The following is a 24,308-nucleotide window of genomic DNA, read 5'->3' on the forward strand; positions in this document are numbered from 1 at the left end:
AGCAGCTCAGAGGCCGCCCTCAGTGCGTCTCCGAACGGGGTGCCGGGGGCCACCCGCTGGGCCATCTCCGAGCCGAGCGGGTCGGTGCTCGGCGGCGGGGTGGTCGGGGTGTCGTCGTAGAGCACCCACTGCCCGGTGGCCAGCCGCGCCTGGGTGGAGGACGACGTCGACTCGGCCCAGTGGAGCCTGCCTGTGACGAGCTCCTGGTAGATGGCGAGCGCCATGGGGATCCCTTCGGTCGGGGTCAGCGACGCCGGCGGGCGACGGCGTGGACGAGGTGGTCGGTGGTGCGGACCGCAGCCACCGCGGTGGCCGCGGTGGCGAGGGAGACGGCGAGCACGGCGGGGGCGTCGCGCCACCAGCCGGCACGCCGGGCGGGGTTGGCCAGCGCCCCCCAGCGGACGCCTGTCCACATCAGCCAGCGGGTCGTGAAGCCGACCCCGGCTTCGCGCATGACCCGCCGGAAGAGGCCGTCGGTCTCTCGCGCGTCGACCGGCGGCCGGCACCAGCAGTGCCGGTGCTGGGCCAGCTGGACGCACAGGTAGTCGTGCAGCACCGCGGCCTTCTCGTAGGCGCCGTGCGGAGGGAGCAGCGCCCAGAACAGCCTGGGCACGGTGGCCAGGTCGGTGGGGAAGTCGGAGGGGATGCTGATGACGTCGACCTGGCCGACGTAGTCCGTGGCGCCGACGGTGGCGTACTGGCCGGCGCCGAGGTAGCGCAGCACCGGCCCGGCGGCGAAGGGCATCAGGACGGCTCCGGCGACCGCGCGGCGTGAGCTTGCTGCGTCTCGATGTGGTCGCGGACGATCCGGTAGGACAGCCCGGCGCCGAGCAGCCGCGTCGCCTCGGCCTTGGCGGCCGGGAAGAGCGCGACCAGGTCGGCGAGGTCGTCGACCGTCTGCTGCGACCACACGTCGGCGCGCGTGCGCTTGCCCTGCAGCCACGGCCCGACGACGGCCAGCCCCGCCAGGGCGACCCCGACCTTCATGTCGAGCCAGCCGGCCGCCGTCGGGGACACCGTGGCGATCAGGCCGCAGACGGCGGCCCAGCGGGCCTTCAGCGCAGCAGGCTCTGCGTAGCGGAGGTACTGGAGCGCGTCGGCCGCGGCCGTCCACAGGCGGTTGAGCACGGGCAGCTCCTCGGGCGGTAGGGGCCGCTCAGCAGAGCAGCGGCAGGGCGCAGACGATGTCTCCGAGCAGGCCCCGGTCGGTGCGCTCGGGCGGGACCGGGGTCGGGCTTGCTGTGGCGGGCGGCGCCGGGGTGGTCGGCGGTGGCGAGGACGGCGCCGGGGCGGCAGCCGGGGGCTCCGAGGAGCCGCCGGACGCCGGCGGGGGCTGGAGCGGGCCGGGAGCCGGGGCGGTCGGGCCAGGCGGCGGCTCGGCTCCGGGTAGAGGCGGAACGCCGGGCTCGTCGCAAGCCAGCGCCTCCCGCAGCTCTTCCAGGTCGGACGGGCCGGCCGGCATCTGGCCCAGCACGGAGCACAGGTACCTGCGGACCTCGGCGTCCCGGGCGGCGCTCTGGTCGCGCTCCTGGTCCCGCTGGCGGGTGCGCTCCGCCCGCTCCTGCTCGAGCAGGTCCAGGCGCTCGTTCACCGCCGCAGACTCCGCGGCCGACCGCTGCGCCTCCTCGTAGGTGGCGTACACGGCCAGCAGCGACACGGCCAGCGCCAGGCCGATGAGGACGAAGGCGATGGCCCGGCCGCGGCGCACCGTCCACCTCGTCGGACGGCGCGCCGGCGGGAGCGGGGCGTTGTCGTCGGGGATGGCCGGCACGGTCACGGCCGGCCACTGGCGGTGCGTCACGAGGCCTCGCTCGGGTGGTCGACAGGAGGGATGGCCTTCGAGGTCAACCCGGCCGCGGCGAGCTCGTCGCGCAGCGCGTAGGAGTAGGCCCGCCAGCGGTCGCGGCTGCGCTCGATGCGCTGCCGCTCCGCGCGCTCCTCGGCGGCTTCCTTCGCCGAGGCGTCGGCGAGGTCGCGGAAGCCGGTCTGCACGTAGTTGCGGCGGGTCGCCAGCGCGGTCACCAGGGCCGCGACGCCGCCACCGCCGAGCAGCGCCAACGCGATGACGATCAGGGTGGGGACAGAACTGCTGTCGACGGCGGCTGCCGCGACGGGCCCGACAGCGCGCATCCGGGCCTACTCCTGTCCGTGAGGGGGCGCCTCCGCAGGCGTGATGGGCTTCGCCAGCAGCACGAGCAGCCACAGCACCGTGAGCGAGAGGGGTTTCGACAGGGCGGGCCACACGACTTGGCCGCCGGTCACCAGCCACGACGCGACGAACGAGGCCGCGACCACCAGGTACCAGACCATGCCGCCGGAGAGCACCCAGGCGAGGAGCTCGCCGGGGCGGGCGAGTGCGTAGATCAGGATGACCGCGGTGGTGAGGTAGATCAGCCCGACGGTCTCGGGGCCGGGGAAGGCCCGGAACACCGCCCAGCTGGGGCTCTGCACCGCGCTGTCGCCGCCGTAGAGCAGGCCGGCGCCGTCGAACAGGGCGACGCCGGCCAGCACGAACCCCACGGCTCGCGCGGTGATGACCCTCACCGGCTGCTGATGCACTTCCCGGGGCCGCGGCGCCATGACAGCGAGCACCGCCGTCAGGCCGGGACGACGACGATGGCGGCGCTGGCGATCGCGTCCGGCTTCTTCTCCGCCCCGTGGTTGTGCAGGGTGACGGCGGTGAACCAGGTGACGTCCACGGTGGCCTGGAAGCCGGGGGCGAGCCACAGCTTCCAGTCGTTGTTCGGGGTGATGAGCGGGTGGCCGGTGCCGTCGCCGCGGACGCCCTTGGAGTAGACGACCGCCCCGGACACCGAGTCGCCGGTGACGGTCAGCACCGCCTTGTGGCCCTCCGGCACGTAGGGGACGGTCAGGTGAACGCCTTCGCCAGCGGGGATCTGCATGGGGTCCTCCAGGACCAGGACGGAGGTGCGGGTGGACGTGCTCCCGGCCGCGGCGCGGCCGGCGTTGGGGTGGTCGGGCATGAGCTCGGCGAGCGCGACACGGCACTCGTGGAAGAACTCCTCGGCCGGGAACGGCGCGGTCTTCGTGGTGCCGGGGTCGGTGCGGCGGCCCGGGTCGCGGTAGCCGTGGTAGGTGAACCCGGACTCACCGCGGTCGGACTCCGCCTTCGTGATGAGCCGCAGTCGGGTCAGCGGCGCCTTGACGGCGCGCCGGTACTGCTGCTGCCGGACGAACGCGAGCGCCCCCTGCCGAAGGAACCCACGCCGCCGCTCGGGACTCATCCGCGCCCAGTCGATGGTGCGGCACACGAACGCGATCGCCAGCGCCCAGTTGTTGGAGCCGGTGGCGTCGTGGAACGCCCCGTGGACGTACTCCACCAACTGCAGGTTGGAGTCGGAGTCGGCGACGTCGTGGTAGGAGCCAGCGGTGGTGCGCCCGCGGATGTACTCGGCGAGGGCCTCGGCGCCCGTGTCGGGGCCGACCGTGTCCATCACACCTTCGGAGGTGTGCAGCACCGTGCACCCGGTGAGCGGCCGAGGCTGCCCGTTGGGCCAGCGGCGCTGGTCGTACCACTGGCGGGTGCCGAGCTTCTTGCCGGTCAGGTAGGCGGCCATCGTCGCTCCTCCGGGCATGGATGGGGCCCGGCCGCCGGACGGCGGTCGGGTGCGGGTGGTGAGGGGACTACTCGGCGGGTGAGGCGCTGGCGGCGGCTCGCTTGCGCGGGGTGCGCTGCGGCTTCGCGCCGGGGCGCGGCTTGGTCCCGGTCGTCGTCTGAGCGGGCTGGCCGGTGGCGGCGGCCAGCTGCTCCTGGGTCTCGCGCAGCTGCTGGGCGAGAGCGCCCATCATCAGGTCGCGGATGATGACCTCGACGTAGGGGCCGGCGACCGGGTGCTGCCGGGCCCGGGCGAGGACCTCGTCGCGGTCGATCTCCACCTGGGCGACCGACTTCGCTGGGGCCTGGGGCTCGGCGGCTCCTGGGGCGTTGCTCACGCGATGTTCCTCGTCTCCTGGTAGGTGGTCAGGTCGGCCACGGCGGCCGGCCCGATGATCAGTCCGGTGCAGCCGAACGGGGCGCCGGGGCGCTCCTCGACGCAGAAGTCCAGCTGCCGCTGTCGCAGCGGCTCGTCCGGGTGCCGGCCGGCCACCTTGGTGGCGATCTGCGCTCGGCCGTTGCCGAGGTCCAGGCCGCACTTGTCGCAGTGGTAGTGGCCGTCGTCGCGCAGGCTCACGGCTTCCCGTCCTTCCTCAGGTCGTCCACCTGGTCGGCGAGCTCCCCGACCGCGCCGACCAGGCGGGAGACGACCGCGTAGAGGTCCACGCCGAGCCCGCTGGAGCCCTGCACCTGCATCTCGGGGTGCACGTCCTGGGCCACCAGGCCGATGTACTCGCGATCGTCGCCCGCGGCGATCAGCTCGTCGGTCTCGACGTCGTCGAAGCCGTGGCGGATCTTCGGCGCCTTCGCCGGCGGCTTCATCCGGTACCGCTTGGGGCGCATCCCGCGCAGCATCGCCAGAGAGCCGGTGGCCTCGCGGATGTTCGTCTTCCCGGCCGCGTCGGACTGGATCTCGTAGCCGGCCGCCCACACGTGCACGAACCCGGTGTCGGGTCCGTCCCGGACCTCGAGGCGGGTGGGTGCTCCCAGCGCGTCGTACCAGGCGCGCAGCGACACCCCGACCGAGCGGGTGTTGACCAGCTTCAGCCGGGCTGACATGTCGAAGTTGCCGGCGTCCGGGGGGATGAACGCCGAGAACGAGGCGGTGTTGTTGCGGAAGATGACCTCGCCGTTGTCGGCGAAGCTCTGGTAGCGGTTCGCGGTGCTGGTGGCGAACATGACGTTGCCGTTGGCGCCGAACCGCTGGAACCGGGAACCGTCGTCGCCCCAGTGGATCATGTCCGTGGGATTGACCCTGAACAGTTCCTTCATGTTCGCGTTCGGGCTGGCCTTGTCCGGCACGTGGATCACGCTGAAGTAGTGGCCGCTGGCCGCCGCGGCGCCGCCGACCTTGACCGCCACCAGCTTGCTGTTGAGGAAGATCTCCTCGTCGGACTCGATCTGGATGTTGTTCCAGGTGGCTGAGGCGCCCGGCACCGGCAGGATCATCTGGATGGCCTGGAAGCCGGAGCCGACGCTGAACGAGCGCACGATCCCGTCGACCCCGGGCTGACCGGATTCGAACCGGACCTCACCGATCGACCCGGAGGCGCCGACGATGACGCGGCGGGTGCCGGGCGGGCCGGTGACGATCTGCCCCATCAGCAGGTTGTTCTTGCCGTCGAGGTGGATCGTGAGCGTCTCGTCGTCGTCGAAGCCCTGCAGCGCGAGCGAGTTCAGCTCGTACCGCTGCCCGGAGTAGGCGCTCGCGACGCGGCCGCCGATGATCAGGTCGAACATTGCGGTACCACCGACGAGCTTGGCGACGGTGAGCGAGGACAGCACCTCGTCGCCGAAGGTGGCCGGCTCCCACGAGTCGCCGTCCCACGCCCATGCGCCGACGATCGGGCCGATGGCCGACTCGCGCTTGAACCAGGGGTCGCCGACCGCCGTGCCCGGCCCGGACGGGTCCTCGAGCGAGAACGACACCTTGTTCTTGCCGTTCGCGGCGGTCATGCCGACCGTGATCTTCTCGACGACCGTCGGGTACAGCTCCCGCTCGGTGATCGCCCCTTCGGCGATCCGCCCAGGGCGCAGCACCGGGGTCGCGCCGTGCAGCTCGAGCTCGACCTCGTCGCCGGCGGCGGGCAGGAAGTGCGAGCCGGCCGCCAGGTCGGGCAGCTCCTCGGCGCCGGGCACGGCGACGGTGAAGGTCCCGGTCGCCGGGTCGGTGTCGGTGACAGTCAGCCGGCGGATGCTGGGGATCTGCCCCCGCACCTCGGCGAGCTCCTCGCGGAGCGCTTCGAGCTCGAGCACCAGCGGGTCGTCGAGGGGCAGCGTCGCGGTCATCAGGCGGCCACCTCCTCGATGGGGAACATCCGGCCGTCACGGGCCAGGCGGGAGCTCCGGCAGCGCACCGTCATCTCGGCGCCGTCGCCGTCACCGACCTCGAGCGGCATGTCCAGCTCGTCGACCACGACGCCGCGGTAGTGGAACCCCGAGGCCGGCCGGTGCAGGACGACGGCCTCGTCGACGTACTGGCCGGCGTCGGGCGGACCGGTGAAGGTGGCGGTCTCGGTGCGGCCGAGCTCGTAGTCCAGGCGGGCGACGGCGGCCTGCATGGCCTGGTCCACGGAGTGGAAGTGCTGGTTGACCAGCGTCGGGGCCGGCCGGGGCCCGTAGCGGCCGCGCGCGTACGTCCGCGACGTCGGGTCCAGGTCCTGGGCGACCGCGCGGATCCGGCCGTCCGGGGACTCGGCGATCACCACGTTGAAGATCGTGTCGGTGTCGATCTTCTTCGTGACCTTGCCGAGCCGGCCGGTGCCCTCCGCGTACATGGCGACCGGCGCATCGGACTGCGGACCCGACATGGCGAACACCGCCTGGCCGGTGCGGTCGTGGAACAGGATGCCGCCCACCGAGGCGGCGAGCTCGCGGGCGGCGTCCCACACGTTGGTGGTCGACGGGTAGAGCAGCGGGCCGCAGGTGAAGCCGGTGCGCATCGCCAGCAGCGTGACCGTCGGGTTGCGCGCGGCCAGCAGCATCCGGATGGCCACCTCGATGGGGGTGCCGGCGCGGACGGTGAGCGCGTTGAGCATCTGCCCCTGGTAGATCAGTGCCCGGTCCTGCCCGGTCAGCCGGATCGTCAGCCCGTCGGGGGTGTCGTCGAGCTCGTGGGAGGTGAGCCCGAAGACGCCGAGCGGGGCGTACTCCCGCTCGCGGCGGCGCGGCGGCCCGAACACGACGCCGCGGTACGGGGCGATCTCGCACTCGTCGGCGTTGAGCAGGTCACCGACGTCGCCCTTGCCGAGGGTCCCGGTGGGGTCGACCAGCGTGCAGCCGACGCTGGCGCGCACCGAGCTCCCCGCCGAGGCCGACACCTCGCCGCCGATCGCCTTCAGCGTGTACGCCCAGGAGCCGCCGTGCAGGATGTCGACCTTCGTCGCGACGGTGTGGCCGCCGCGCGCGGTGCGCGCCCGCTCGGCCTCCGGGGTCCACATCCAGGCCATCAGCTGCCGTCCGGCGCCATCGGGGGAGCGACCTCGACCAGGGGCAGCACGACCTCGTGGGAGTGGCGCAGCGGGGTGTCCTCGCCGGGCAGTGGCTCTTCGCGCTGCTGCGCGTAGTTGATGCTGCCGAAGATGCGGCAGTAGACGGCCTCCCCGAACGGGTCGCGGAGCAGCAGCACGCTGTTGCTGCGCTTCAGAGCCCGGACCTTCTCGAACTCGCCGCGGCCGTTCAGGTCGAGGACGAGGTCCTGGGTGCGGGCCTTCGGCTCGGAGTCGACCAGCAGAGTGGGGAAGCGGTCGCCGGCGGTCTGGAACAGCCCGCCGCCGGTCGGCTCGCTCCAGCCCCACTCGCCGACCGCGATCACCTCGCCGCCCAGCGACGGGTCGGCGATCGACGTCAGCGCGATCGTGCGCGTGCTGAGGGCTGCCTCGGCGATGTTGGACGGCTCGGAGATGACCGCCGGGTCCAGCCCGTAGACCCGGGCCCGGTAGCGGCGCGCCGGCCCGAACGGGATGGTCCAGTCGGCGGCGTTGGTGGTCGCGGCCCGCGGGACGGCGTCGGCGTCGAACACCGGCACCCAGGTGGCGGCGTCCGGGTCCTGCGGGTCGTAGTCGTCGGAGAACTCGAACCGCACGAGGTTCGCCGTGCCGGCGCTGGTCGACACCGACAGCGCCACCGACAGGGTGTCCTCCGACGGTGTCGCGACCAGGTTGGTCGGCGTCGCAGGAAGCGGGACCGCCTGCGACCACGCCCGCGTCGACCACGTCGACCAGCTGACCGGTCCGGCGGTGTCGCGGGCGCGCACGTACATGCGCTTCGGCCCGTTGGCCAGGTGGACCGGGGAGACGATGCCGCGCAGGGTCGGGTTGGTGATCGTCTCGGCCACGAGCGCCTTGTCGCGGTGCGCCCACGGGTTGGTTCCGAGCCCGGGGGTGCCGTCGATGACGGCCTGGTCGAAGACGAGCAGCTGCACCTCCGCCTGGGAGTCCTTCTGCGCGTCCGAGTACGCCCACGCCAGCATCGGGCGCGTCGTGGTCTCCACCGTCGACGCGGGCGACTGCGGGGAGAGACCGCCCGCGACCACCGTGGGCGGGGTGGAGGCGAACCACCGGTACTCCTGCCCGAACGACCACACGCACAGGAACTCGAGCGGGTCGTCGGGGCTCAGGATGGCCATGCGGCGCGCCCAGTCGCCGGAGTTGTTGTAGGCGATCGGCGTGGACGGCTCCGCCCCGCCCCACGGGATCGGCCAACCGAACAGGTCCAGCGTGTAGCCCGCCGGCGACACCCAGTCGGTGATCGCCAGGTCGCGGGCGAAGTCCCAGTCCCGCCGGTACGGGGCCCCAGCCGAGACGGGCACCGGCACCGCCGAGAAGTCGGCGTGGATGCCGCCGAACCCGTCCAAGGTGTACGCCCGGATGACGTCCGGCCCCCAGGACACCACGAGCTTACGGGCGATCAGGTAGGACCAGCGGTTACCGGGCCGCCACACATTCGCCGGCGCACCACCGAACGCGTGGATCGTGCCGTACCCGTCGAGCACGTAGCCGCGGCCCTGGTTGAACGTGTCCCACGACCAGTCGCGGTAGATGCCCTCGAACCAGTAGGGCACCCCGGCGAGCTGGTTGCCGCCCTCGCCGCCGAGGGACAGCAGGTCCGCCCCGCCGAAGGCGTGCACCCCGCCCTGCTTGTCGAGGACGTAGCCCTTCATCTCCGTCCAGTCGTAGACGTGGATGGCGACGGCGACGGGCTGGTCGAGGCGGGTGAACCAGCCGTCCGGCCCGTCGGTGACCGGGGGGCAGTTGTGCGAGTCGATGCGGCCGTTGCCGTGCAACGTGACCCACTGCTCGCGGTCGTCGGGGTTGACGCGGAGGTCGACGACCTGGGCGGCGGCCATCAGCGGCGACTCCTCACCTTGCGGCTGACCTTGGCGTTCCCGGAAGCGATGACCGCGCCGGCCTCCTCGCGGGCGATCGTGCGGATGACCCGCGAGTCGAGCTGGACCACGGTCTTGTGGTCACCGACCGACACCAGCACCGGCGGGGCGGCCACGCCGCGGCTGACGAACCCGCCGGCGGCGTAGTGGCCGGCGGCCGCGGCGGCGCGGCTGCCGGCGAGCTCGGCCAGCTGCGCCTGCGACTGGCGGGCAGCCAGCGCGCCGAACTCTTCGGCGGCCGTTGCCCAGTCGCCGCGGTTGAGGGCCTCCATGCCGGCCGGGGCCTGGGATGCGACGCGCTGGCGAACCATGAACTCGCCGTTCGAGCCGTACATCAGGATGCTGTCCGATGTGCCGGTTCCCGGCCCGTAAATCCAGCCCCCGCCAGCGCGGCGGACGTTGACGCCGGCGCGAGGCTGCACATCTCCGGTCTGGACGGTGTTGACCGTGATCGTCGCCGTGCGGTTCCGGGCCACCCGGTCGATCGCGGCCTCAGCGTCCGCGGTCAACGCCACGACCTCCACCCGGCCATCCGGGAGCGTCGTGACCCTGAACCCGAGGGTCTCCAGCAGCGCGATCTGCTCGGGGGTGGTGGAGGAGACGATCACCGTCTTCGAGTTCGGGACGTTCTGCACCTCCAGGCCCAGCTGCTGGAACGCCGCGGCCGCCACCTGCCCGGCGTCGGTGGTGCCCTGCAGCTTGGCGATGGTCTGCTGGATCGCGGCCGGCGTGTACACCCCGAGCTGCTGGGCGGTGATCATCAGCTGCGCCAGGTAGGCCGCGTCGCCGGCGGTCGCCGCCTCCTCCGCCCCGCGGGACTGGTTTACGGCGATCGCGTGCTGACGCGCCGACTCGGCGGTGGCCATCGTCTGCTGCTCCAGCTGCAGCAGCGCCGCCCGCCCCTCGGCGGACTCCACCCCGTACCGGTTGACCGCATCCGCGGTGCGCTGGATCTGCTGCTCCAGCTGGTTCTGCTGGCCACGCCACGCCAGGTCGGTGTTCGCCGCCTCGAGCGCCTGCCGGGTCTGCTCCGACATGCGCGCGTTCACCGACTGCATCGCCCCGTCGAGCTCGCGCTGCCGGAAGGACAGCACGCTGGTCCAGTGCGCCAGCCGCTCTTGGGCGATCCGCGTGTCCTCATGCCCCCGACCCAGGGTGCGGAGGCGCGTGGCGTAGGTGTTCGTCCACTCGGCTACCTTCGACGTCGCCTGCTCGACCGGGGTCAGCGAGTTCCAGTAGCTGCGGGACGCCTCCTCGGCCTCTTCCAGCGCGCGACTCGTGATCCCCAGGTCGACCTTCAGGTCGCTGACGAACCGGTCCCAGCCGAAGTCGACGCCCTTGTTCTCGCCCGCCCCCTGCCCCGCCAGCTCATCGCGGTAGACCTGCATCTGCCGGCGGGCTTCCTCCGCCGCAGCCCCGCCGGCCCGCAGCTGCTCAGCCCACCGCTGCCCGGTCTGCGTGGCGTTCTGCTGGGCACTGGACAGGAGCGCCACCCCTGCAGCTGCGCCGGCCATCGCGACACCCCAGGGGCCGCCGAGGAACCCGACCAGCCCCGCCCCGGCGGACTGCAGACCCCTGATGCCGACGCTGCCCGCCGTCTGCGCCGCGCGGCTCAGCCCGTGCACGCGGGACGCGAAGCCGTCCACCGCCAGCCCGTACTGGGCGGTGCGCCGGTTGAACTCCGCGATCCCGCCGCGGTAGGCGCCGGTGATCTGGTTGATCGACCCGGTGACGGCCGGCACCTGCCGGTCCAGCGCGGTCGCGATACCGCCGCGGAAAGCCTGCGAGCGGGTGATCGAGCTGTCAGCCAGCGCCATCTGCATCCGGACCGTCTGCCCGAACGTCGTGAACGGGGCGGTCATCCGCCCGGTGAGCCCGGTGGTGGCCCAGTCCCCGGCCCGGCGACCAGCCACCCGGAACGCGACCAGGGCGAGCGCGGCGGTCTGCAACGGCCCGGGCATCGCCCCGAACGCGCCGGCGGCCTTGGAGGCCAGGCTCACCAGCGGGCCAACGGCGTCGAGCGCCAGCTCAGCGGCGTCCGCTGCCACCTCCAGGCCCCCGCCGACAGCGGCCAGCGGCCCGTCGGCTTCGGCCAGCTCGCTGGCGAGCTCCCCAACGGACTTGGCGAGCGGCTCGACGGTGTCCACCGCCTTGCCGGCCAGCTCGCCGAGCCGCTCCACACCGTCGACGGCGACGTCCAGGCCGCGGTCGACCAGGTCGCGTGCCCCGTCGACCAGCGGCTGCCCCAGCTCCCGCCAGGCGGAGGCCACCGCCTCGCGGCGGGCCTGCATCGCCTGCCCGATCCGCGGGGCCATCTCCTGGAAGTGCCCGACCACCTCGTCGGCGGTGGCCAGTGCCCGGTCGGCGACCTCGGGCAGCCGGTCCGCCGCCGCCCGCACCAGCCGCTCCAGTGACGGGGCGGCCCGCTCGAACACGTCGATCTGCACCGTCTCGACCTGGCTCTTGAACGCCTCGATGGCCCCGCCCAGGCCCTGCGCCTTCGCCGCCGCGACGTCGGCGGCAGCGCCCTGCCGGCCGATCGCGGCGGCCATTTGGTCGAAGCCCTCGCCGCCCTCCTTGGCGGCGATACCGGCCAGCCGGGCGGCGTCCGAGCCGAACAGGGTCGAGGTGGCCATCTCGTACTGCTGCTGCGTCATCCGCCCCTGGGCGGTCTGCAGCTGCTCGAAGATGGCCCGCAGCCCGACGAAGTTGCCCTGAGCGTCGTAGGCCGTGAGGTTCAGGTCCGCCATCGCGTCGCGGGCCTGCTTGGACGGCGACTGCACGGCCAGCAGCGCCGACTTCAGCAGCGTGCCGGCGTCGGAGCCCTTGATGCCGTTGTTCGCCAGGATGCCCAGGACGGTGGCGGTGTCCTCGATCGAGATCTTCGCGTTCGCCGCCACCGCCGACGCCTGAGACAGCGCGTCGGCGACGTCGGTGATCTCCGCCGACGACGCGTTGGCGGCGTTGGCCAGCACGTCGGCCACCCGCGCCGCGTCGGAGGCCTCCAGCCCGTAGGCGTTGATCGCGTTGGCCTGGATCTCGGCGGCCCGGGCCCCGTCGATCTGCGCCGCGGCGGCGAGCTGCAGCGACCCCTTCGCCGCGTCCTGCGCTTCCTGCACGCTGAAGTTGGCCTTCGCCAGCTCCGTCATCACCGCCGCGGCGTCCGCGGCGGACGTCGCCGGCAGCGTCAGGTCAGAGCCGAGCTCCTTGGCCGTCTGCCCGACGGCCTTCATCTGCTCCTCGGTGGCGTTCGAGACGGCGCGCAGCGTGTTCAGCTGCGCCTCGTACTCGATGCCCAGGTTCAACGTCGAACGGGCCGCGGCGACACCGGCAACGCCGATGCCGACCGCGGCCACTGTCAGCGCCGCCTTCGTCGCCGCCGCGAAGCGAGCGACCCCGGAGCGCGCCGAGGACTCCAGGCCCGAGCCCAGACGGTTGGAGAACCCCCGCAGGTCCGGGTCGACCCGGATCTCGATGCGGCCGCCGGGGCTGGTCACGACAGCGGCCTCCTTCGATAGGGGTCAGGCGAGCAGGGCGAGAAGCCGCACGTGGGCCTCGTGGCCGTGGACCTCCTCCACGGCTGGCTCCGGCAGCCGGGTCAGGTCCTCGGTGAGCGACCAGCCCTCCGGGCGCAGAGCCACAGGGACGACCGACGGCAGTTCAGGCGGCGTCTGCTTCATCCGCCGCGCCCGCTTGGCCTGCGTGGCGAGCTCGGCGTGCTCCGGGTACGCCTCCGGGTCGAACGTGGAGGAGCGGTAGTCGGCGATCGCGGTGTGGACGATGAAGTCCAGGAGCGTCGCCACGTTCTCCTCGAGCGGGGTGCGGCCGTCGTGCCGGCGCCGCTGCCACGCCGACTCCGGCGGCAGGGTGTCGATCAGCGCCCACATGCGGCGCAGCGGCAGGTGCTGCCACGCCCAGTCCGCGGACAGCTGGTGGAACCGGTGCAGATCGGTCCAGATGACGTCCCAGGCGTCCTGGTCGGCGTGCAGCCCGATCAGGACGCCGAGGGTTCCCCCAGGCCGAACAGAGCCCTCTCGAACCGCTTCCAGAACTCGGCGGCGAGCTCGGGCAGCACCAGCTCGTACAGCGCCTCGAGGAACTCGTCGGCCCGCGCGCTGCCCGGCAGCGACTCCATCACCACCGGCTTGTCCACCGGCTTCCCCTCCTCGCCGGGCACGGTGACGGTGACGGTGCGCTCCGGGGCGGCCTCCTCGTCGGCCATCATGCTGGCCAGCGCCGCCCGCCACCCCTGCTCGCGGACCAGCCGGTCCCACGTCTCGGCGCGGCCGCCGGTGGGCTGCTTGAACTCCCACCAGCGGTCGAACACCTCGAGGCGGCGGGGCGTGTTGGCGACGTCGTGCAGCCACTGGTTCAGCGACAGCCCGTCCCCGCCCGGGGCCGCCGCCGGCGAGAGCTGAACTCCCGCCGGCGGCGTGACCTCTGCCCGGGAGGCTCGCGGCGCGCGCTTGGCCGCTGGCTTCCGCCCGGCCGCCGGCTTCGCGGAGGTCGAGCCCGAGGTCACGGCGCGGCGGGCGCGAGCGGGTTGGAGTCGACGAACGGGCGCACGGCCCGGCCGCCGCCGGCCGGCGTGAGCGCGGTGATGACGAGGTCGTAGCCGTTGAGGTCCTCGTCGTTGATGACCTCGTTCGGCAGGTTGTCCAGCGTGCCGCGCTCGATGTAGTACGCCTTCGACCCGTGGCCGGGGTCGCGGCACACCAGCAGGAGCGCGAACTCCTCGTCGTCGCCCTCGATCAGCTCGAACACGCCCGAGCCGGTCGCGGTCTCCGCGACCGAGCCGCCGCGCAGCAACGTGAGGATGGTGGCCTTCGACTCGTCGACCGGCCGCATCGCGATCGACTTGATCGCGTCCTCCTTCTTCTTCCGGTACGCCCCCTTGGCGTTCCAGGCGCTGAGGTTGGAGGACTCCTGGTTGGACGACACCTCGAAGCCGGCCTTGATCGCCCCGTAGGCGTCCCAGCCGGTGAACTCGTCGTCGTTGAAGATGTCGACGCCCTCCCCGGCGGGCAGGGGCGTGCCGGCGGGCGCACGGAACGCGTCGCCGTCGACCCACAGCCTTGACTTCGACGCGTCGGTGTTGTTGGACATCGGTTCTCCTCCGGTGAAGGGGTCTGGGTCAGACGGGGGCGTGCATCCGGACGTCCAGGCGGACGCCCTGCTTGAACACCGGGGCATCGGCGCCCCGGCTGGTGTCGGTCATGTCGAACGGCCCGTCGAGCGGGCGGGCACGCCACGACGCGCCCTGGAACACCTGGGCGCGCCGCTTCGACGCGAAGTGGACGGCGATCAGGCCGGCGACCCGCTCCACCGCCAGCTCGGGCAGCTCCTGGGCAACCGGGGCGGCGGCGCCGACCTCGATCTGCACGGTGCGCGACCAGGCGCCGCGAGCGGCGTTCAGCGGGAACCCGCCCGCGGACCGCACCCACACGAACAGGCCGCGCACGTCCGTCGGCTTGCGGGTGCCGATCCGGTCGGCGCCGCCGACCCGTTCCACCAGCTGCGTGAAGCCGCGCAGGTCGTCGAGCACGGCGAGCACCGCCGGCGGCGGCTCGGCCAGCAGCTCCTGCTGCGGCCCGGTCACCGCGGCATCCAGCCGGAGTAGCGCCCGTACTTCCGGGCCGCGTTGATCATCGTCGCGTGCGCCGGGGTGTCCGAGGTGCCGAGCTCCTTGTACACCGACGTCGAGTCCCGGTTGAACACTGCGACGTCGTCGCCGCGGGTGGTGACGGTCGCGCCGTCCCGGTACTCACCGGAGTCCACCGGCGCGCTCCCGCGGTGGTCGGCCACGATCGCCTTCGCGATCTCGACACGTCCGGGGGTGGAGAACCGCCGGGCCTGCTGCTCGACCAGGCCGCGGTAGATCGTCACCCGAGCAGTGGTGGCCGTGGCTTCCTCCCCGGGGGCGGGCCCGCCGGCCGCACCGACAGGGCGGAGACGACGAGCGTGAGCGTGGCGGTGACCAGCTGCCCGGGCCTGACGGCCACCTCGTGCAGCACGATCGGCGTGCCCTCGGCCACCGCGAGCGGGACGCCGTTGAGCCGCACTTCGTCGGGCATCAGCCCTTCGCCGCCCGACGTGGCGCCGGTGTCGACGACCTCGAGGAACACCGGCTCCGGGGCGGCGCCGGCCACCGGTCAGTCGCCGGCGGCCGGGGGGGACCAGGAGGCGATCGTCGGACGGTTCTCGCCGGCCGCCTCCGCGTCCTTCACCCGCTGCACCTCGGCCGCGTCGTCGGCGTGCTCCTCGAGGTAGGCGACCACGTCGCGCACCTTCTCGCCGGCGGGGTCGAACGGCTCCTCGGCCTCGGCCTGGTCGTGCTCGGTCCACTCGCCGGACGCCAGCCGCTCCCGGGTGGCCTTGGAGTGCGGGCTGGCGTAGTGCACCCGCCCGTCCTGGTCCCGGTACACCCCGACGCTCGCCGTCACGAAGCCGCCCACGGCGAACGTCGCGGCGGGCTCGGCGGCAGCGAGGTCCGCGGAGCCGGTGTCCGTGGCCGCCGGGTCGGGGCCGAGGACCGGGCTGAGCGCCGCCGCGGTGCCCGCGTCGCTGGTCGTGGTGGTGCCGGCGTCGGTGGCGTGGGCCGGACTGGTCATGGTGTCGCTCCCTGCTGCTGGTCGGAGATGAACTTCAGACGTGCCTCGATGTGGTCGGGCTCGCCGGTGAGGAGCGAGGCCAACGTCTCGGGCTGACCGTGCACGCGCAGGAGCGCGCCCGTCTCGACGACGCGGACCGTCGTCCCGGCCTTCACGGGGTCGCCCGGCGGGAAGTTGCCCGCCCAGTCCGCGACGACGGTGCCGTCCGGGGCGAGCACCTGCTGCTCGGTGTTGAGCTGCCACAGATCAGCCACCCCGTCGGTGACGGCCGGCGGCCCGGGCAGCCACGTGGTGTTGTCGGCGTCCCGCACGGGCTCGCCGGGGTTGAACAGCTGTACGGCCTGGGCGAAGGACCGGCCCATCACCACGGTGCCCAGCCCGGACGGGCCGACACGAACGCGGTGCCCAGGGCCGGCAGCTTCGACGTCGACCGGCCGGCGCCGGGGCGCAGAGCGGCGAGCTCCCCCTCGGTGAAGAACACGCCGGTCGGCTTGCCGTCGAAGGTCATGCCGTAGCTGCGGTTGCCGATCGTCTCCTGCAACTGCTTGGCGCCGTTCGGGTTCTGCAGGAACCGCACGACGGCGTCGACGACCGTCGACGTGACTGTGCGAGCCAGCTCGGGTTCGTGCTGGATGCGGGCGTCGATGTCGGGCACGAGCGTGCGCAGCAGCGACGACGCGTCACCGAGCCGGACGATGGCCCGGTCCTTCTCGGTGTCGTTGCGGAAAGGGCGCCAGCGGCCGATCACGTCCTCGGCGGTCGCGAAGGCCGCCGGCGCCCCTTCGGTCACTGGCCGGCCGGCTTCTCGGTCGGGATCTCGGCCTTCTCCAGCGCGGCGATGATCTCGCTCTGCTTGGCGTCGTCCTTGATCTCGATCTCAGCCGCGGCCAGCTTCGCCGCGTTCTCCTCGGTGCGGGCGTACGCCAGCCAGTTCGCCTGACCGGAGCCGTTGCCGGACTTCGGCGGCAGCGAGCCGTCCGGCTCGGAGGCCTTCCGCGCGGGCTTGGCCTCCGGCTCGCCGTCGAAGGCGCCGTCGTCGACCTTGACCCACTTCGGCAGCTTCTCCCGCGGCGTGCCGCCGGGGAAGGACTGCACCTGGCCGTCCGGGCCCGACTGGTACAGGGTGCCCTTCAGGGTCTGCCCGGCCATCAGGACAGCACCGTCGCCGTCACGATCTCGTCCGGCCGCTCGATGACGGGCAGACCGATCGAGGCGGTCAGACCGGCCCGGAACACCGGGTGGTCGTTGACCAGGGTGACCGCCACCATGCCGGGGGCGACCTCCTCGGCCAGGACGCCCTGCTCGCCGAGCAGGGTGGCCTCCTCGGTGAGGCCCGTCTGGGTCTCACCGATCGGGTTGTCCGCGCCCGGGAGCAGCACGAACCGGTCCTCGGCGATGACCCGCTGCCGCACGGGGCGGCCGTTGCCGTCCTTGGCGCCGGTGTCGATCTTCCGGTCGTAGGTCTCGATCCGCGGCAGGCCGAACGCGGCCAGCTGCTGGTTGAGCGCCTCCGGGCTGATGATCGACGGGCGCGGGTTGAACAGCCCGCGGATGCCCTCGTTGAGCAGCATCGCCTGCAGCACCCGGCTCGAGGTCAGCGCGACCTCGGCCGGCGAGCCGGCCGAGTCGATCCGGACCTGCTGCCACGCCATCAGCTCGGCGAGGATGTTCGCGGTCGGGTCCAGCCATGACACCGCGCGGGTGACCTTGTTCTCGGCCGGGATCTCGAAGTCGACGGCCTGGTTCACGCCGTTCTCGTTGACGACGATGACGCCCTGCGAGATCGCCATCCCGCGCAGCAGCTCGTACTTGTTCTGCACGGCCTGCGTGGTGCGGGCGAGCACCGCGTTGACGGTGTTCGCCACGGCCTCGCCGTTGTCCAGCCCGGCGAGACGGCGGGCGCGGATGGCCTCGGTCTCCGTGATGACGTCCATCGCGGAGATCGCGGGCAGACCGCCCTTGACGACGGTGGCGTCCGGCCGGCCGATGATCGGCGCCGGCATGTCGAAGGCCCGGATGTTCGCGGCCTGGTTGAACCGGTCGGTCCGGGCGAGCCGGTAGTCGACTGTCTCGTTCTCGACGACGGGCAGGTACTGCTCGAGCCGGTTCTCCGGGAAGGGGATCTCCCGGATGGCCAGCGTCGCGACCTGCAGGTCGACGAGGTCGGTGATGATGCGCATGGGTCAGGTCCCCTCAGAAGTCCCGGTAGCGGATGTGCTTGAGGTCCGCCTCGGCCGCGGCGTCGTGCCCGCTGTTGGCGGGCAGCCGGTTCCGGATGACGGACCCGTGGGTGAGCAGGGCGACGTCGTTGCGGGAGCCGGCGGAGACCAGCTGGTCGCTGATCAGGTGCCCGACCGCGACCTGGCGGCCGTCGGTGGCCTCGTCGTCGTACGGACCGAGCAGCTTGCTGGCCGTCACGCGGCCCATCTGCACGCCGGAGGGCACGAGGCCGTCCGGGAAGTCCGAGGCGGGGAACAGGTCCCCGTTGAGGGTGCCGGGCTCGGGGGTGCTGAGCCCGTGCAGGTCACCCATCCAGCGGTGGTCGCCGCCGCCGTACCGGGTCTTCTTCTGCGCGATGCCTTCCACGGCATGTCTCCTTCAGGTGTGTGATCACGAACCACACCCGGTGGAGACCCGTGACGGGTCTCGCGGGCGGGGGTCCTACGAGGTGTGGCGCTCTCAGGAGCCGGTGGTGGCCTTGGGCCGGCGGCCCAGGGCCCGCTCCATGGCGTTCCGGGTGTCCGCGACGTCGGGCTTGCCCGCGCCGGACTGCCGGTGGCCACCAGCACCGTGGCGCTGCTGCTGGCCCTGCTGACCGCCGTTCTGACGGCCACCGCCCTCCTGCGAGTCGCGGGGGGCGAGCTTGTCGAGGCGCGCGGTCACCTTGTCGGTGTCCACGTCGCCGTCGTCCGTGAGGTACTTCGTGAGGTCGACGTCCTCGAGGAGGGCGTCAAGGTCGACTGGCTGTCCGTTGATCGTCCGGCCGGCAGCGGCTGCCCGGAACTCGGCCTTCACCAGCCGGGGTGCCTGCGCGGCGCGCTCCTCGGCGCGGGCCTGTCGCCGTGCCTCGTCGAGAGCCTGCTCGCTGGGCGTCATCTGCTGCCGCTGCAGCTCGTCGAACTGCTCGGCCTTGGCCTTGATCGCGTCGTAGTCCTTACGGGACTCGGCGATGCCCTGCCACTTCCGGGAGTGGTAACGGTGGTAGGCCTCGCGCTGCTCGACGGTCATCTCGGCGAGCGGCGTGTTCTCCGGGTAGCCCCTGTCGGGCGGGTTCGGAGGGTCTGCCGGTGGATCGGCGGGCGGGTCCGCTGGCGGGTCCGCGGGCGGGTCCACCTCCATGCGGAGGGTGCCGTGCCGCGCCTGTCGCGCGGCGATGAACTCCGCGGCCAGGGCCCGAGCGGCGGCCATCTTCGAGGCGTGGGGCAGGGCTGTGCGCTGCATGTGCTGCTCTCCCGTGTCGGGATGGTGGCGCCCGTGACGGGCGTACCGCCGGGGTGGCGGTGGATCAGGAAGCGAGCGACGCGGCGACGTCGTCGACGCCACGGAATCGCTGACCGGCCGGCACCAGGACCGGGCCGAGCTCGCCGTGCCGTTCGACTCGGTAACGGGTGCGCTTCAGCTCGGCGCCCTCGGTCGAGTCGCCGGCCGCGCGGTACAGCTGGTCCAGGTCGCGCTGGTTGAGCCGCAGGCCCGGGTCACCGGCGCGGGTGATCGGCATGACCGCGCACTTGCACTTCGCGTGGATGGGCATCAGGTCGCCGCGGCCGTAGATCCGGTCCGCGGCGGCGATGCACAGCCCGCATGACCCGCCGCGGGACAGGTAGGGCCGCAGGATTCGTCGGTAGCCGCCTGTGCCCGGCGTCTGGGACAGCACGTTCACGGTCGCCTGGGTGAGCGCCAGCTGCAGGTTGGTCGCGGCGATCGCGCCCAGCCTGCGCAGGCCTTCCGCGGCCGCGGTGCTGAGCGGCACGTCGGTGGACTGCAGGTACCGCACCGTCGCCGCCGGCCGGAGCAGCACCTCTTCGAGCGTTACCCCGCCGCGCAGGGACGCCGGCAGGTTCACCAGGGTGCTCGCCGGCACCGTCACGCCGAGCTGGCGGAGCACCTGCCGCAGATAGGCCTCGGTGAGCCGGCCGGTCGCCAACTCGGCGGACCGCACCACCGTGGACGCGCGGCCCACGAAGGCGGCCAGCTGCGCCGGGTCCCCGTGGTCGGTCACAGCGGCCCACAGCCTGCCCAGCTGGGCGATGGTGCGGTCGCTGAGCTGCCCCTGCCTGGCGGCGTGCCGGGTCGCCAGCCGGTCGTACGGGTCAGCCACCGGTCGCCACACCCGCCGGGCCCGGGAGGTCGCCGAGTGGCTCCTCGTCGTCGCCGCCGGCGGTCAGCCAGTCGTTGACCCGGGCGTCGAGCTCGCGCTGAGCCTGCCGCGGTGACATCTGCCAGACGTCGGTCAGGATGGTCAGCGCGGACATGCCCGACGCCTTGGCCTTGTACGCCGCGTCCGCCTTCGCCGCGAGGCTGTGCCGCTCGACCGGCGCCCACAGGGTCTCCATGTCACCCAGCTCGGCCCGGTTGGCCTCGCCAGCCAGCTCGAGCGCGATCGACATCATCAGCGCGAGCGCGGCCCCGTCGCGGGTGTTGCGGTCCTCGACCTTGAAGACCAGGCCCTCACGCTGCAGGGTCGCGCCCTCCGCCGAGCCGTTGGCTGCCTCCGGGCTGAGGAAGAAGAACGGGGTGCGGGTCACCGACATCAGGTGCTGCGCGTCGTCCTTGATCGCGCTCAGCACCGGCGTCAGGTCCAGCTGGCCGGACTCCCAGATCTCCGCCGCGGCATCCCCGAGCCCAGGCAGCATCCAGATCGCCGCCGGGTCAGCGGAGAACACGCCCTCGTAGTCGATCTCCTTGCCGCGCAGATCCTCGACCGGGTAGTCGTCCGGGTAGTGCTTCGGCAGGTTCTTGATCGCCCGCTGCCGGAACGCCTGCATCGTGATGATCACCATGCGCTGCAAGATCGTGTGGTTGATCCGGTCCAGCAGCGGGATGTGCCGCTCGAACTCGGCTAGCCCGTTCGGGTTCGCCACCCGAGCCCCGGGCACCCGCTTCGTGGCCAGGACGATCGGGTCGCCGTCCCAGTCCCAGGCGGCCGGGACGACCGGCGCCATCCGGGTCGACTTCGTGGTCTTCCTCGAGCGCACCGCCCGGTGCGCCGTGGCCCACTCGGTCGGCCCGTCGCCGAGGTCAACGCCGGCCGGCAGGAACACCACCGCGACGTCCTGCTGCGACACCGGGTCGTGGTACCGCTTGAGCATCGCCAGGATCCGCGACGGGCGGGCCACGTCGTGCTCGGTGATGGTGTTCCGCGGGTCCTCCGCGGTGATCACCGGGATCTTGCGGGCGTCCTCCGGGGCGTCCAGCATGAAGTAGCCGCGGCCCATCGACCGCGCGTACTCCGCCACCTGCTTGAACTGCACGTCGAGCTCGTTGCCCGCCCAGATACGGGCCGCGACCGCGTCGCCGTTCTCGTCGCCCTCTGCCGCCGTGCGGAACCCGACCGGGCGCTGCCGCTCGGTCACCACCCCGCAGATGAGCTCCTCGAAGTTCGTCCGCGCCTGCCGCTGGAACGCCTGGAACGCGGCCTTGGCGTTCTCCGCCCCCTTGGGCAGCGGCGGGTCACCAGCGTGCCGGTCGTGCAGCATCTGCAGGCGCGGCAGGTCCTCGTGCAGCTGCTTCGCCAGCCGGCGCAGCCACCATCCAGGGCTGCCGGGGGTGTCGACGTCGTCGAGGGGCACGTCGACTCCTTCCGGTCAGGTCAGCGCACGCGGTACGGGACGTAGAAGCCGGACGACGACCGCGGGGGCTTCGCGCCGGCGCTGAGCGCGTCCAGGCGGGCCCGCCAGGACAGAACCGCGGCCATCGCGGCGTCGAACTTCCGCTCTTCGGAGATCTTCGTGAGGATGAAGATCGTCTTGCCCTCGTCGTCAACGAGGTTGGTCTTCTTCTTGCCGGCGTTCCCGACGTGCCGGATCAGGTCCGGGTCGCCGGTGTGCGACAGCGCGCCGGAGTCGATGGCCTCCTGGTAGGCGCGGATCGCCATGCCCATCGGGCGGCGGTGGAAGGTCCACCACTCGACCACTTGGTCGGGGTACTTGCCCGCCCACTTGCCGACCGTCTCCACCCAGTGCGGTGGGTCGGCGTACAGCTTCCACACTTTGAACCGGCGCATCGCGTCCTCGAGGACGTCGTCGACCTCGTCCTCGGGCACTTCCCACCCGTCGTGGGCGTTCTCCGGCCGCTCCCACAACCCCAGAGGCATCTGCAGGCCGGTCGGGATGTCGGTGGCCACCAGCGCGGTGGCGTCCTTGAACCGCGCGCCGTCGAACCCCAGCGTGATGAACGAGCCCGGGGCGATGGTGCGCTCCTCCACCGGGTTGCCGTCGACGTCGCGCTCGGGGCCGAGCGCCTCGAACCTCTTCAGGTCGAAGGCCTGCGCGCCGGACCGTGTCCACCGGTTCAGCCACACCCGCTCCAGGTAGGCCTTGTCCGCCCCGGGCCTGTCCCACTGAGCAGCGATGGAATGGAACTGGCCTGGCCCGTACTCGCCGACCGGTCCGGTGGCTTCCGCGACAGCGTCGAGGCGCTCGTCGAAGTTCTCCAGGTTCAGCCCGTCCCGCGCCTGCCGGTGGAAGTAGAAGAGCCTCGGCTCGTCGATCTTGCCGGCGGCGATCAGCTGTGCCTCGCGGTGCAGGCCTTCGGCCACCGATCCCTGCCCAGGCTCGCCCGCGGTGCCGACGTACATGCCCCACGGGTCCTCCAGGACCCGCTTCTCCAGGTTGGCGACCATCGTCTCGTGGGCGTCGACCTGGCGGGGCAGGTGCAGGCGGTGGGGCTCGTCGAACAGCTGGAAGGTGGTGCGCGCGCCGTCTCGGGATCCGGGGGAGTTGGCCAGCGGCACCGCGCGGCCATCGGCCCGGCCGCGCTCGTCGATGCGCACGATCCGCTCGAGCGTGGAGTCGAAGTAGTCGGCGTCCGGGCCCTCGGTGCAGATGTAGTAGAGCGCGCCGAACGCGAGCTCCTCGACCTGCTCGACGGTGACCGCGAGCATCGGGATGTAGGGGCTCTTCACCGGCCGGCCGACGGGCTGGCCGTAGGCGTCGAACCCGTCGCAGCGCACCGGCCCCTCGGCGTGCAGCTCGGCGTAGACGATCTCGGCGCCGAACTCGGTCTTCGCCAAGCCCTTGCGCCAGGAGATGCCGACCCGCTTGAACCGTCGGCGGCCGGCCCACACGTGCCCCTGCGGGTACACCTCGTACGCCCGGTACAGCGCCGCACGCTTCTCGGCGTCGAGGACGTACGGCTGGCCCTGCAGCGACCCGGGCCCGAAGATCGACCGCTCCTCGAGGAAGTCGGCGATCTGCGGACCCAGCGTGGGCCAGGGCTCCTCCTCCAGCTCAGGGACGAGGAGGAGCGTCACTTCGTGTGGCGGAAGATGTCGCGCGCGTCGACGACCACCGACTCAGACCGACCGGCCGGGCGCGGTGCACTCGTACGCCGACCTCTGCTCTCACCCTCGGCGGACGCCGGCTCGACCTCCCACCGCAGCCGCAGCAGCGCCATCGGGTTCAAGCCGAGCCGATCGGACCACTGACGGGCCTCCTTGCCGGCGTTCATGTCGCCGAGCTCGGCGCGCACCTTCAGCCGGGCGTACTGGGCGACGTCACGAGTCCAGCCCAGCCGCTCCCACATCACGGCCTGGGGAGTGCGCCAGAGATCCCGCCAGAGCTCGCCCTCCAGCCGCTTCTGCTGCTTCTCCTGAGCACTCAGCAGCGCGACTGTGGACTGGACCTCCGCGAGCTGGCGCTCCAGTCTCCGCAAAGTGCGCCCGTCCTCGGACTCGGCCAGTTCCGCGGTGAGCCGCTCCTCGGACTCGCGGGCAAGTCGGAGCCGTACTTCCAGCCCGACGTCGCCCGGCAGCGGCCAGTTCGGCGCCCGCTTGCCGCCGCGGCCCGCACTCGACAACTTCGTCATCGGCAGGGTGGCGTTGCGCCGGCTACGAGTGCTCGGATCCTTCGGAGCAGGTCCCATGCCGGCCATGTCGTCGTCCTTTCCCCTGACGGGATGACACCCAGTTCGCCGTGGCGGCGGACGAAGTGCTGATGCACGCGGGTGACCGGGGACCCGGTGCCCCGAGTCCCCGGCCTATTCAGTTGTCCGCGGCGCTGCCATTCGCTGCGGTCCCCACTCGGCCCGCGCCGAGCCATTCCGGCGGCGGGCCTGACGGCACCGGCCGGAAAGAATGTCGCCCCGAAAACCCCAGACCCGTACGCGGCATTTTCCGCAGAACCGGCGGTCAGGGAAGGAGCGGGCCGGGGGAGGGGGGGTGCCCCCCACCCCTCGGAATGGTCGCGGAATGGCACTTCGGAATGGCGCGAGTCGCCATTCCCGCACTTCGGTGTCGCACTTCTTCAGTGCGCTGAGTGTCCAGCTGCTCGAAGGTTGCAGCGACGTGCGTGCTCAGGTCCGCGAGTGACGGAGCGGTCGGTGTCGTCGTGGCCCAGGTGCCACTCCTCGCCGGGCAGGATGCGCTCCCCGCAGCGCCAGCAGTCGACCTGCCCGGCGGCTACCGCGGGGGCCCACCCCTGGCGGGTCTGCTGGTGGGGGGAGCCGTAGCCGCGGGCGGTGGTGCCGCCGCGGCGAG

General features: G+C 72.5%; 30 protein-coding genes. All 30 read right to left on the reverse strand.

The features are described 5' to 3' along the window. The coding region (locus tag A6V29_RS09555) for a hypothetical protein (RefSeq protein WP_137160073.1) at window positions 1-224 on the reverse strand (224 nt) is incomplete at its 3' end. 20 nt (window positions 225-244) lie between these two features. Beyond that, window positions 245-745: a DUF1353 domain-containing protein gene (locus A6V29_RS09560; protein WP_137160074.1), complete on the reverse strand. Its 501-nt coding sequence runs from the start codon at window positions 743-745 to the stop codon at window positions 245-247. Beyond that, on the reverse strand, window positions 745-1,128 hold the full coding sequence (locus tag A6V29_RS09565) for a hypothetical protein (protein ID WP_137160075.1): 384 nt from the start codon (window positions 1,126-1,128) through the stop codon (window positions 745-747). The genes A6V29_RS09560 and A6V29_RS09565 overlap by 1 nt, the downstream gene beginning before the upstream one ends. Window positions 1,129-1,156: 28 nt before the next feature. Further along, window positions 1,157-1,801, reverse strand: a complete 645-nt coding sequence (locus A6V29_RS09570) for a hypothetical protein (protein WP_137160076.1) — start codon at window positions 1,799-1,801, stop codon at window positions 1,157-1,159. Continuing rightward, window positions 1,798-2,130 (reverse strand): hypothetical protein, encoded by a 333-nt coding sequence (locus A6V29_RS09575; protein ID WP_137160077.1) that lies wholly within the window; start codon window positions 2,128-2,130, stop codon window positions 1,798-1,800. The genes A6V29_RS09570 and A6V29_RS09575 overlap by 4 nt, the downstream gene beginning before the upstream one ends. A gap of 6 nt (window positions 2,131-2,136) precedes the next feature. Further along, complete coding sequence (locus tag A6V29_RS09580; RefSeq protein ID WP_137160078.1) at window positions 2,137-2,544, reverse strand: hypothetical protein; 408 nt, start codon at window positions 2,542-2,544, stop codon at window positions 2,137-2,139. Between the two features lie 53 nt (window positions 2,545-2,597). After that, on the reverse strand, window positions 2,598-3,578 hold the full coding sequence (locus tag A6V29_RS09585; RefSeq protein WP_137160079.1) for a hypothetical protein: 981 nt from the start codon (window positions 3,576-3,578) through the stop codon (window positions 2,598-2,600). Between the two features lie 67 nt (window positions 3,579-3,645). Further along, window positions 3,646-3,954, reverse strand: coding sequence for a hypothetical protein (locus A6V29_RS09590; RefSeq protein ID WP_137160080.1), 309 nt, complete (start codon window positions 3,952-3,954; stop codon window positions 3,646-3,648). Then, window positions 3,951-4,193, reverse strand: a complete 243-nt coding sequence (locus tag A6V29_RS09595) for a hypothetical protein (protein ID WP_137160081.1) — start codon at window positions 4,191-4,193, stop codon at window positions 3,951-3,953. The genes A6V29_RS09590 and A6V29_RS09595 overlap by 4 nt, the downstream gene beginning before the upstream one ends. Further along, complete coding sequence (locus tag A6V29_RS09600) at window positions 4,190-5,905, reverse strand: tail fiber domain-containing protein (RefSeq protein WP_137160082.1); 1,716 nt, start codon at window positions 5,903-5,905, stop codon at window positions 4,190-4,192. Before A6V29_RS09600 ends, A6V29_RS09595 begins: the two co-directional genes overlap by 4 nt. Further along, window positions 5,905-7,065 carry a hypothetical protein gene (locus A6V29_RS09605; RefSeq protein ID WP_137160083.1) on the reverse strand — a complete coding sequence of 387 codons (1,161 nt, stop codon included), beginning with the start codon at window positions 7,063-7,065 and terminating at the stop codon, window positions 5,905-5,907. The genes A6V29_RS09600 and A6V29_RS09605 overlap by 1 nt, the downstream gene beginning before the upstream one ends. Further along, a complete protein-coding gene (locus A6V29_RS09610) occupies window positions 7,065-8,963 on the reverse strand; it encodes a hypothetical protein (protein WP_137160084.1) in 1,899 nt (632 codons plus the stop codon). The genes A6V29_RS09605 and A6V29_RS09610 overlap by 1 nt, the downstream gene beginning before the upstream one ends. Continuing rightward, window positions 8,963-12,499 (reverse strand): phage tail tape measure protein, encoded by a 3,537-nt coding sequence (locus tag A6V29_RS09615; RefSeq protein WP_137160085.1) that lies wholly within the window; start codon window positions 12,497-12,499, stop codon window positions 8,963-8,965. Before A6V29_RS09615 ends, A6V29_RS09610 begins: the two co-directional genes overlap by 1 nt. A gap of 24 nt (window positions 12,500-12,523) precedes the next feature. Next, window positions 12,524-12,889, reverse strand: a complete 366-nt coding sequence (locus A6V29_RS09620; RefSeq protein ID WP_137160086.1) for an SPRY domain-containing protein — start codon at window positions 12,887-12,889, stop codon at window positions 12,524-12,526. Between the two features lie 107 nt (window positions 12,890-12,996). Next, window positions 12,997-13,524 (reverse strand): hypothetical protein, encoded by a 528-nt coding sequence (locus tag A6V29_RS09625; RefSeq protein WP_137160087.1) that lies wholly within the window; start codon window positions 13,522-13,524, stop codon window positions 12,997-12,999. Then, window positions 13,521-14,108, reverse strand: a complete 588-nt coding sequence (locus A6V29_RS09630; protein WP_137160088.1) for a phage tail tube protein — start codon at window positions 14,106-14,108, stop codon at window positions 13,521-13,523. Before A6V29_RS09630 ends, A6V29_RS09625 begins: the two co-directional genes overlap by 4 nt. 28 nt (window positions 14,109-14,136) lie before the next feature. Next, window positions 14,137-14,601 (reverse strand): hypothetical protein, encoded by a 465-nt coding sequence (locus tag A6V29_RS09635; protein WP_137160089.1) that lies wholly within the window; start codon window positions 14,599-14,601, stop codon window positions 14,137-14,139. Beyond that, entirely contained in the window at window positions 14,598-14,888 is a 291-nt protein-coding gene (locus A6V29_RS09640; protein WP_137160090.1) for an HK97 gp10 family phage protein, read from the reverse strand. The genes A6V29_RS09635 and A6V29_RS09640 overlap by 4 nt, the downstream gene beginning before the upstream one ends. Then, window positions 14,885-15,151 (reverse strand): hypothetical protein, encoded by a 267-nt coding sequence (locus tag A6V29_RS09645; RefSeq protein WP_137160091.1) that lies wholly within the window; start codon window positions 15,149-15,151, stop codon window positions 14,885-14,887. Before A6V29_RS09645 ends, A6V29_RS09640 begins: the two co-directional genes overlap by 4 nt. 3 nt (window positions 15,152-15,154) lie before the next feature. Continuing rightward, entirely contained in the window at window positions 15,155-15,613 is a 459-nt protein-coding gene (locus A6V29_RS09650) for a hypothetical protein (protein ID WP_137160092.1), read from the reverse strand. Beyond that, the gene (locus A6V29_RS09655; protein ID WP_137160093.1) at window positions 15,610-15,981 is read right to left on the reverse strand and encodes a hypothetical protein; all 372 of its coding nucleotides are present in this window, start codon (window positions 15,979-15,981) and stop codon (window positions 15,610-15,612) included. Before A6V29_RS09655 ends, A6V29_RS09650 begins: the two co-directional genes overlap by 4 nt. Next, window positions 15,975-16,403, reverse strand: coding sequence for a Gp19/Gp15/Gp42 family protein (locus A6V29_RS09660; RefSeq protein WP_137160094.1), 429 nt, complete (start codon window positions 16,401-16,403; stop codon window positions 15,975-15,977). The genes A6V29_RS09655 and A6V29_RS09660 overlap by 7 nt, the downstream gene beginning before the upstream one ends. After that, window positions 16,400-16,762 (reverse strand): hypothetical protein, encoded by a 363-nt coding sequence (locus A6V29_RS09665; RefSeq protein ID WP_137160095.1) that lies wholly within the window; start codon window positions 16,760-16,762, stop codon window positions 16,400-16,402. The genes A6V29_RS09660 and A6V29_RS09665 overlap by 4 nt, the downstream gene beginning before the upstream one ends. Beyond that, window positions 16,762-17,793 carry a major capsid protein gene (locus A6V29_RS09670; protein ID WP_137160096.1) on the reverse strand — a complete coding sequence of 344 codons (1,032 nt, stop codon included), beginning with the start codon at window positions 17,791-17,793 and terminating at the stop codon, window positions 16,762-16,764. The genes A6V29_RS09665 and A6V29_RS09670 overlap by 1 nt, the downstream gene beginning before the upstream one ends. Window positions 17,794-17,806: 13 nt before the next feature. Continuing rightward, window positions 17,807-18,199, reverse strand: a complete 393-nt coding sequence (locus A6V29_RS09675; RefSeq protein WP_137160097.1) for a head decoration protein — start codon at window positions 18,197-18,199, stop codon at window positions 17,807-17,809. Between the two features lie 93 nt (window positions 18,200-18,292). Beyond that, window positions 18,293-19,054: a hypothetical protein gene (locus A6V29_RS20845; protein WP_170977802.1), complete on the reverse strand. Its 762-nt coding sequence runs from the start codon at window positions 19,052-19,054 to the stop codon at window positions 18,293-18,295. Between the two features lie 64 nt (window positions 19,055-19,118). Continuing rightward, window positions 19,119-19,931, reverse strand: coding sequence for a hypothetical protein (locus A6V29_RS09685; RefSeq protein WP_137160098.1), 813 nt, complete (start codon window positions 19,929-19,931; stop codon window positions 19,119-19,121). After that, on the reverse strand, window positions 19,924-21,402 hold the full coding sequence (locus A6V29_RS09690) for a phage portal protein (protein ID WP_137160099.1): 1,479 nt from the start codon (window positions 21,400-21,402) through the stop codon (window positions 19,924-19,926). Before A6V29_RS09690 ends, A6V29_RS09685 begins: the two co-directional genes overlap by 8 nt. A gap of 20 nt (window positions 21,403-21,422) precedes the next feature. After that, entirely contained in the window at window positions 21,423-23,084 is a 1,662-nt protein-coding gene (locus A6V29_RS09695; RefSeq protein WP_137160100.1) for a terminase large subunit domain-containing protein, read from the reverse strand. Continuing rightward, window positions 23,081-23,704, reverse strand: coding sequence for a DUF4349 domain-containing protein (locus A6V29_RS09700; protein WP_137160101.1), 624 nt, complete (start codon window positions 23,702-23,704; stop codon window positions 23,081-23,083). The genes A6V29_RS09695 and A6V29_RS09700 overlap by 4 nt, the downstream gene beginning before the upstream one ends. Window positions 23,705-24,308 lie beyond the last annotated feature (604 nt).

The organism is Blastococcus sp. CCUG 61487 (assembly GCF_005222955.1).
GTDB lineage: Bacteria > Actinomycetota > Actinomycetes > Mycobacteriales > Geodermatophilaceae > Blastococcus.

Bases quoted from the DNA above. Each gene is read 5' to 3' on its own strand.
- A6V29_RS09620 (WP_137160086.1), bottom strand. From the start codon at position 12,889: ATGTGGGCGCTGATCGACACCCTGCCGCCGGAGTCGGCGTGGCAGCGG.
- A6V29_RS09670 (WP_137160096.1), bottom strand. From the start codon at position 17,793: ATGCGCATCATCACCGACCTCGTCGACCTGCAGGTCGCGACGCTGGCC.
- A6V29_RS09610 (WP_137160084.1), bottom strand. From the start codon at position 8,963: ATGGCCGCCGCCCAGGTCGTCGACCTCCGCGTCAACCCCGACGACCGC.
- A6V29_RS09575 (WP_137160077.1), bottom strand. From the start codon at position 2,130: ATGCGCGCTGTCGGGCCCGTCGCGGCAGCCGCCGTCGACAGCAGTTCT.
- A6V29_RS09630 (WP_137160088.1), bottom strand. From the start codon at position 14,108: ATGTCCAACAACACCGACGCGTCGAAGTCAAGGCTGTGGGTCGACGGC.
- A6V29_RS09560 (WP_137160074.1), bottom strand. From the start codon at position 745: ATGCCCTTCGCCGCCGGGCCGGTGCTGCGCTACCTCGGCGCCGGCCAG.
- A6V29_RS09585 (WP_137160079.1), bottom strand. From the start codon at position 3,578: ATGGCCGCCTACCTGACCGGCAAGAAGCTCGGCACCCGCCAGTGGTAC.
- A6V29_RS20845 (WP_170977802.1), bottom strand. From the start codon at position 19,054: ATGCAGCGCACAGCCCTGCCCCACGCCTCGAAGATGGCCGCCGCTCGG.
- A6V29_RS09700 (WP_137160101.1), bottom strand. From the start codon at position 23,704: ATGGCCGGCATGGGACCTGCTCCGAAGGATCCGAGCACTCGTAGCCGG.
- A6V29_RS09650 (WP_137160092.1), bottom strand. From the start codon at position 15,613: ATGACCAGTCCGGCCCACGCCACCGACGCCGGCACCACCACGACCAGC.
- A6V29_RS09665 (WP_137160095.1), bottom strand. From the start codon at position 16,762: ATGGCCGGGCAGACCCTGAAGGGCACCCTGTACCAGTCGGGCCCGGAC.
- A6V29_RS09600 (WP_137160082.1), bottom strand. From the start codon at position 5,905: ATGACCGCGACGCTGCCCCTCGACGACCCGCTGGTGCTCGAGCTCGAA.
- A6V29_RS09605 (WP_137160083.1), bottom strand. From the start codon at position 7,065: ATGGCCTGGATGTGGACCCCGGAGGCCGAGCGGGCGCGCACCGCGCGC.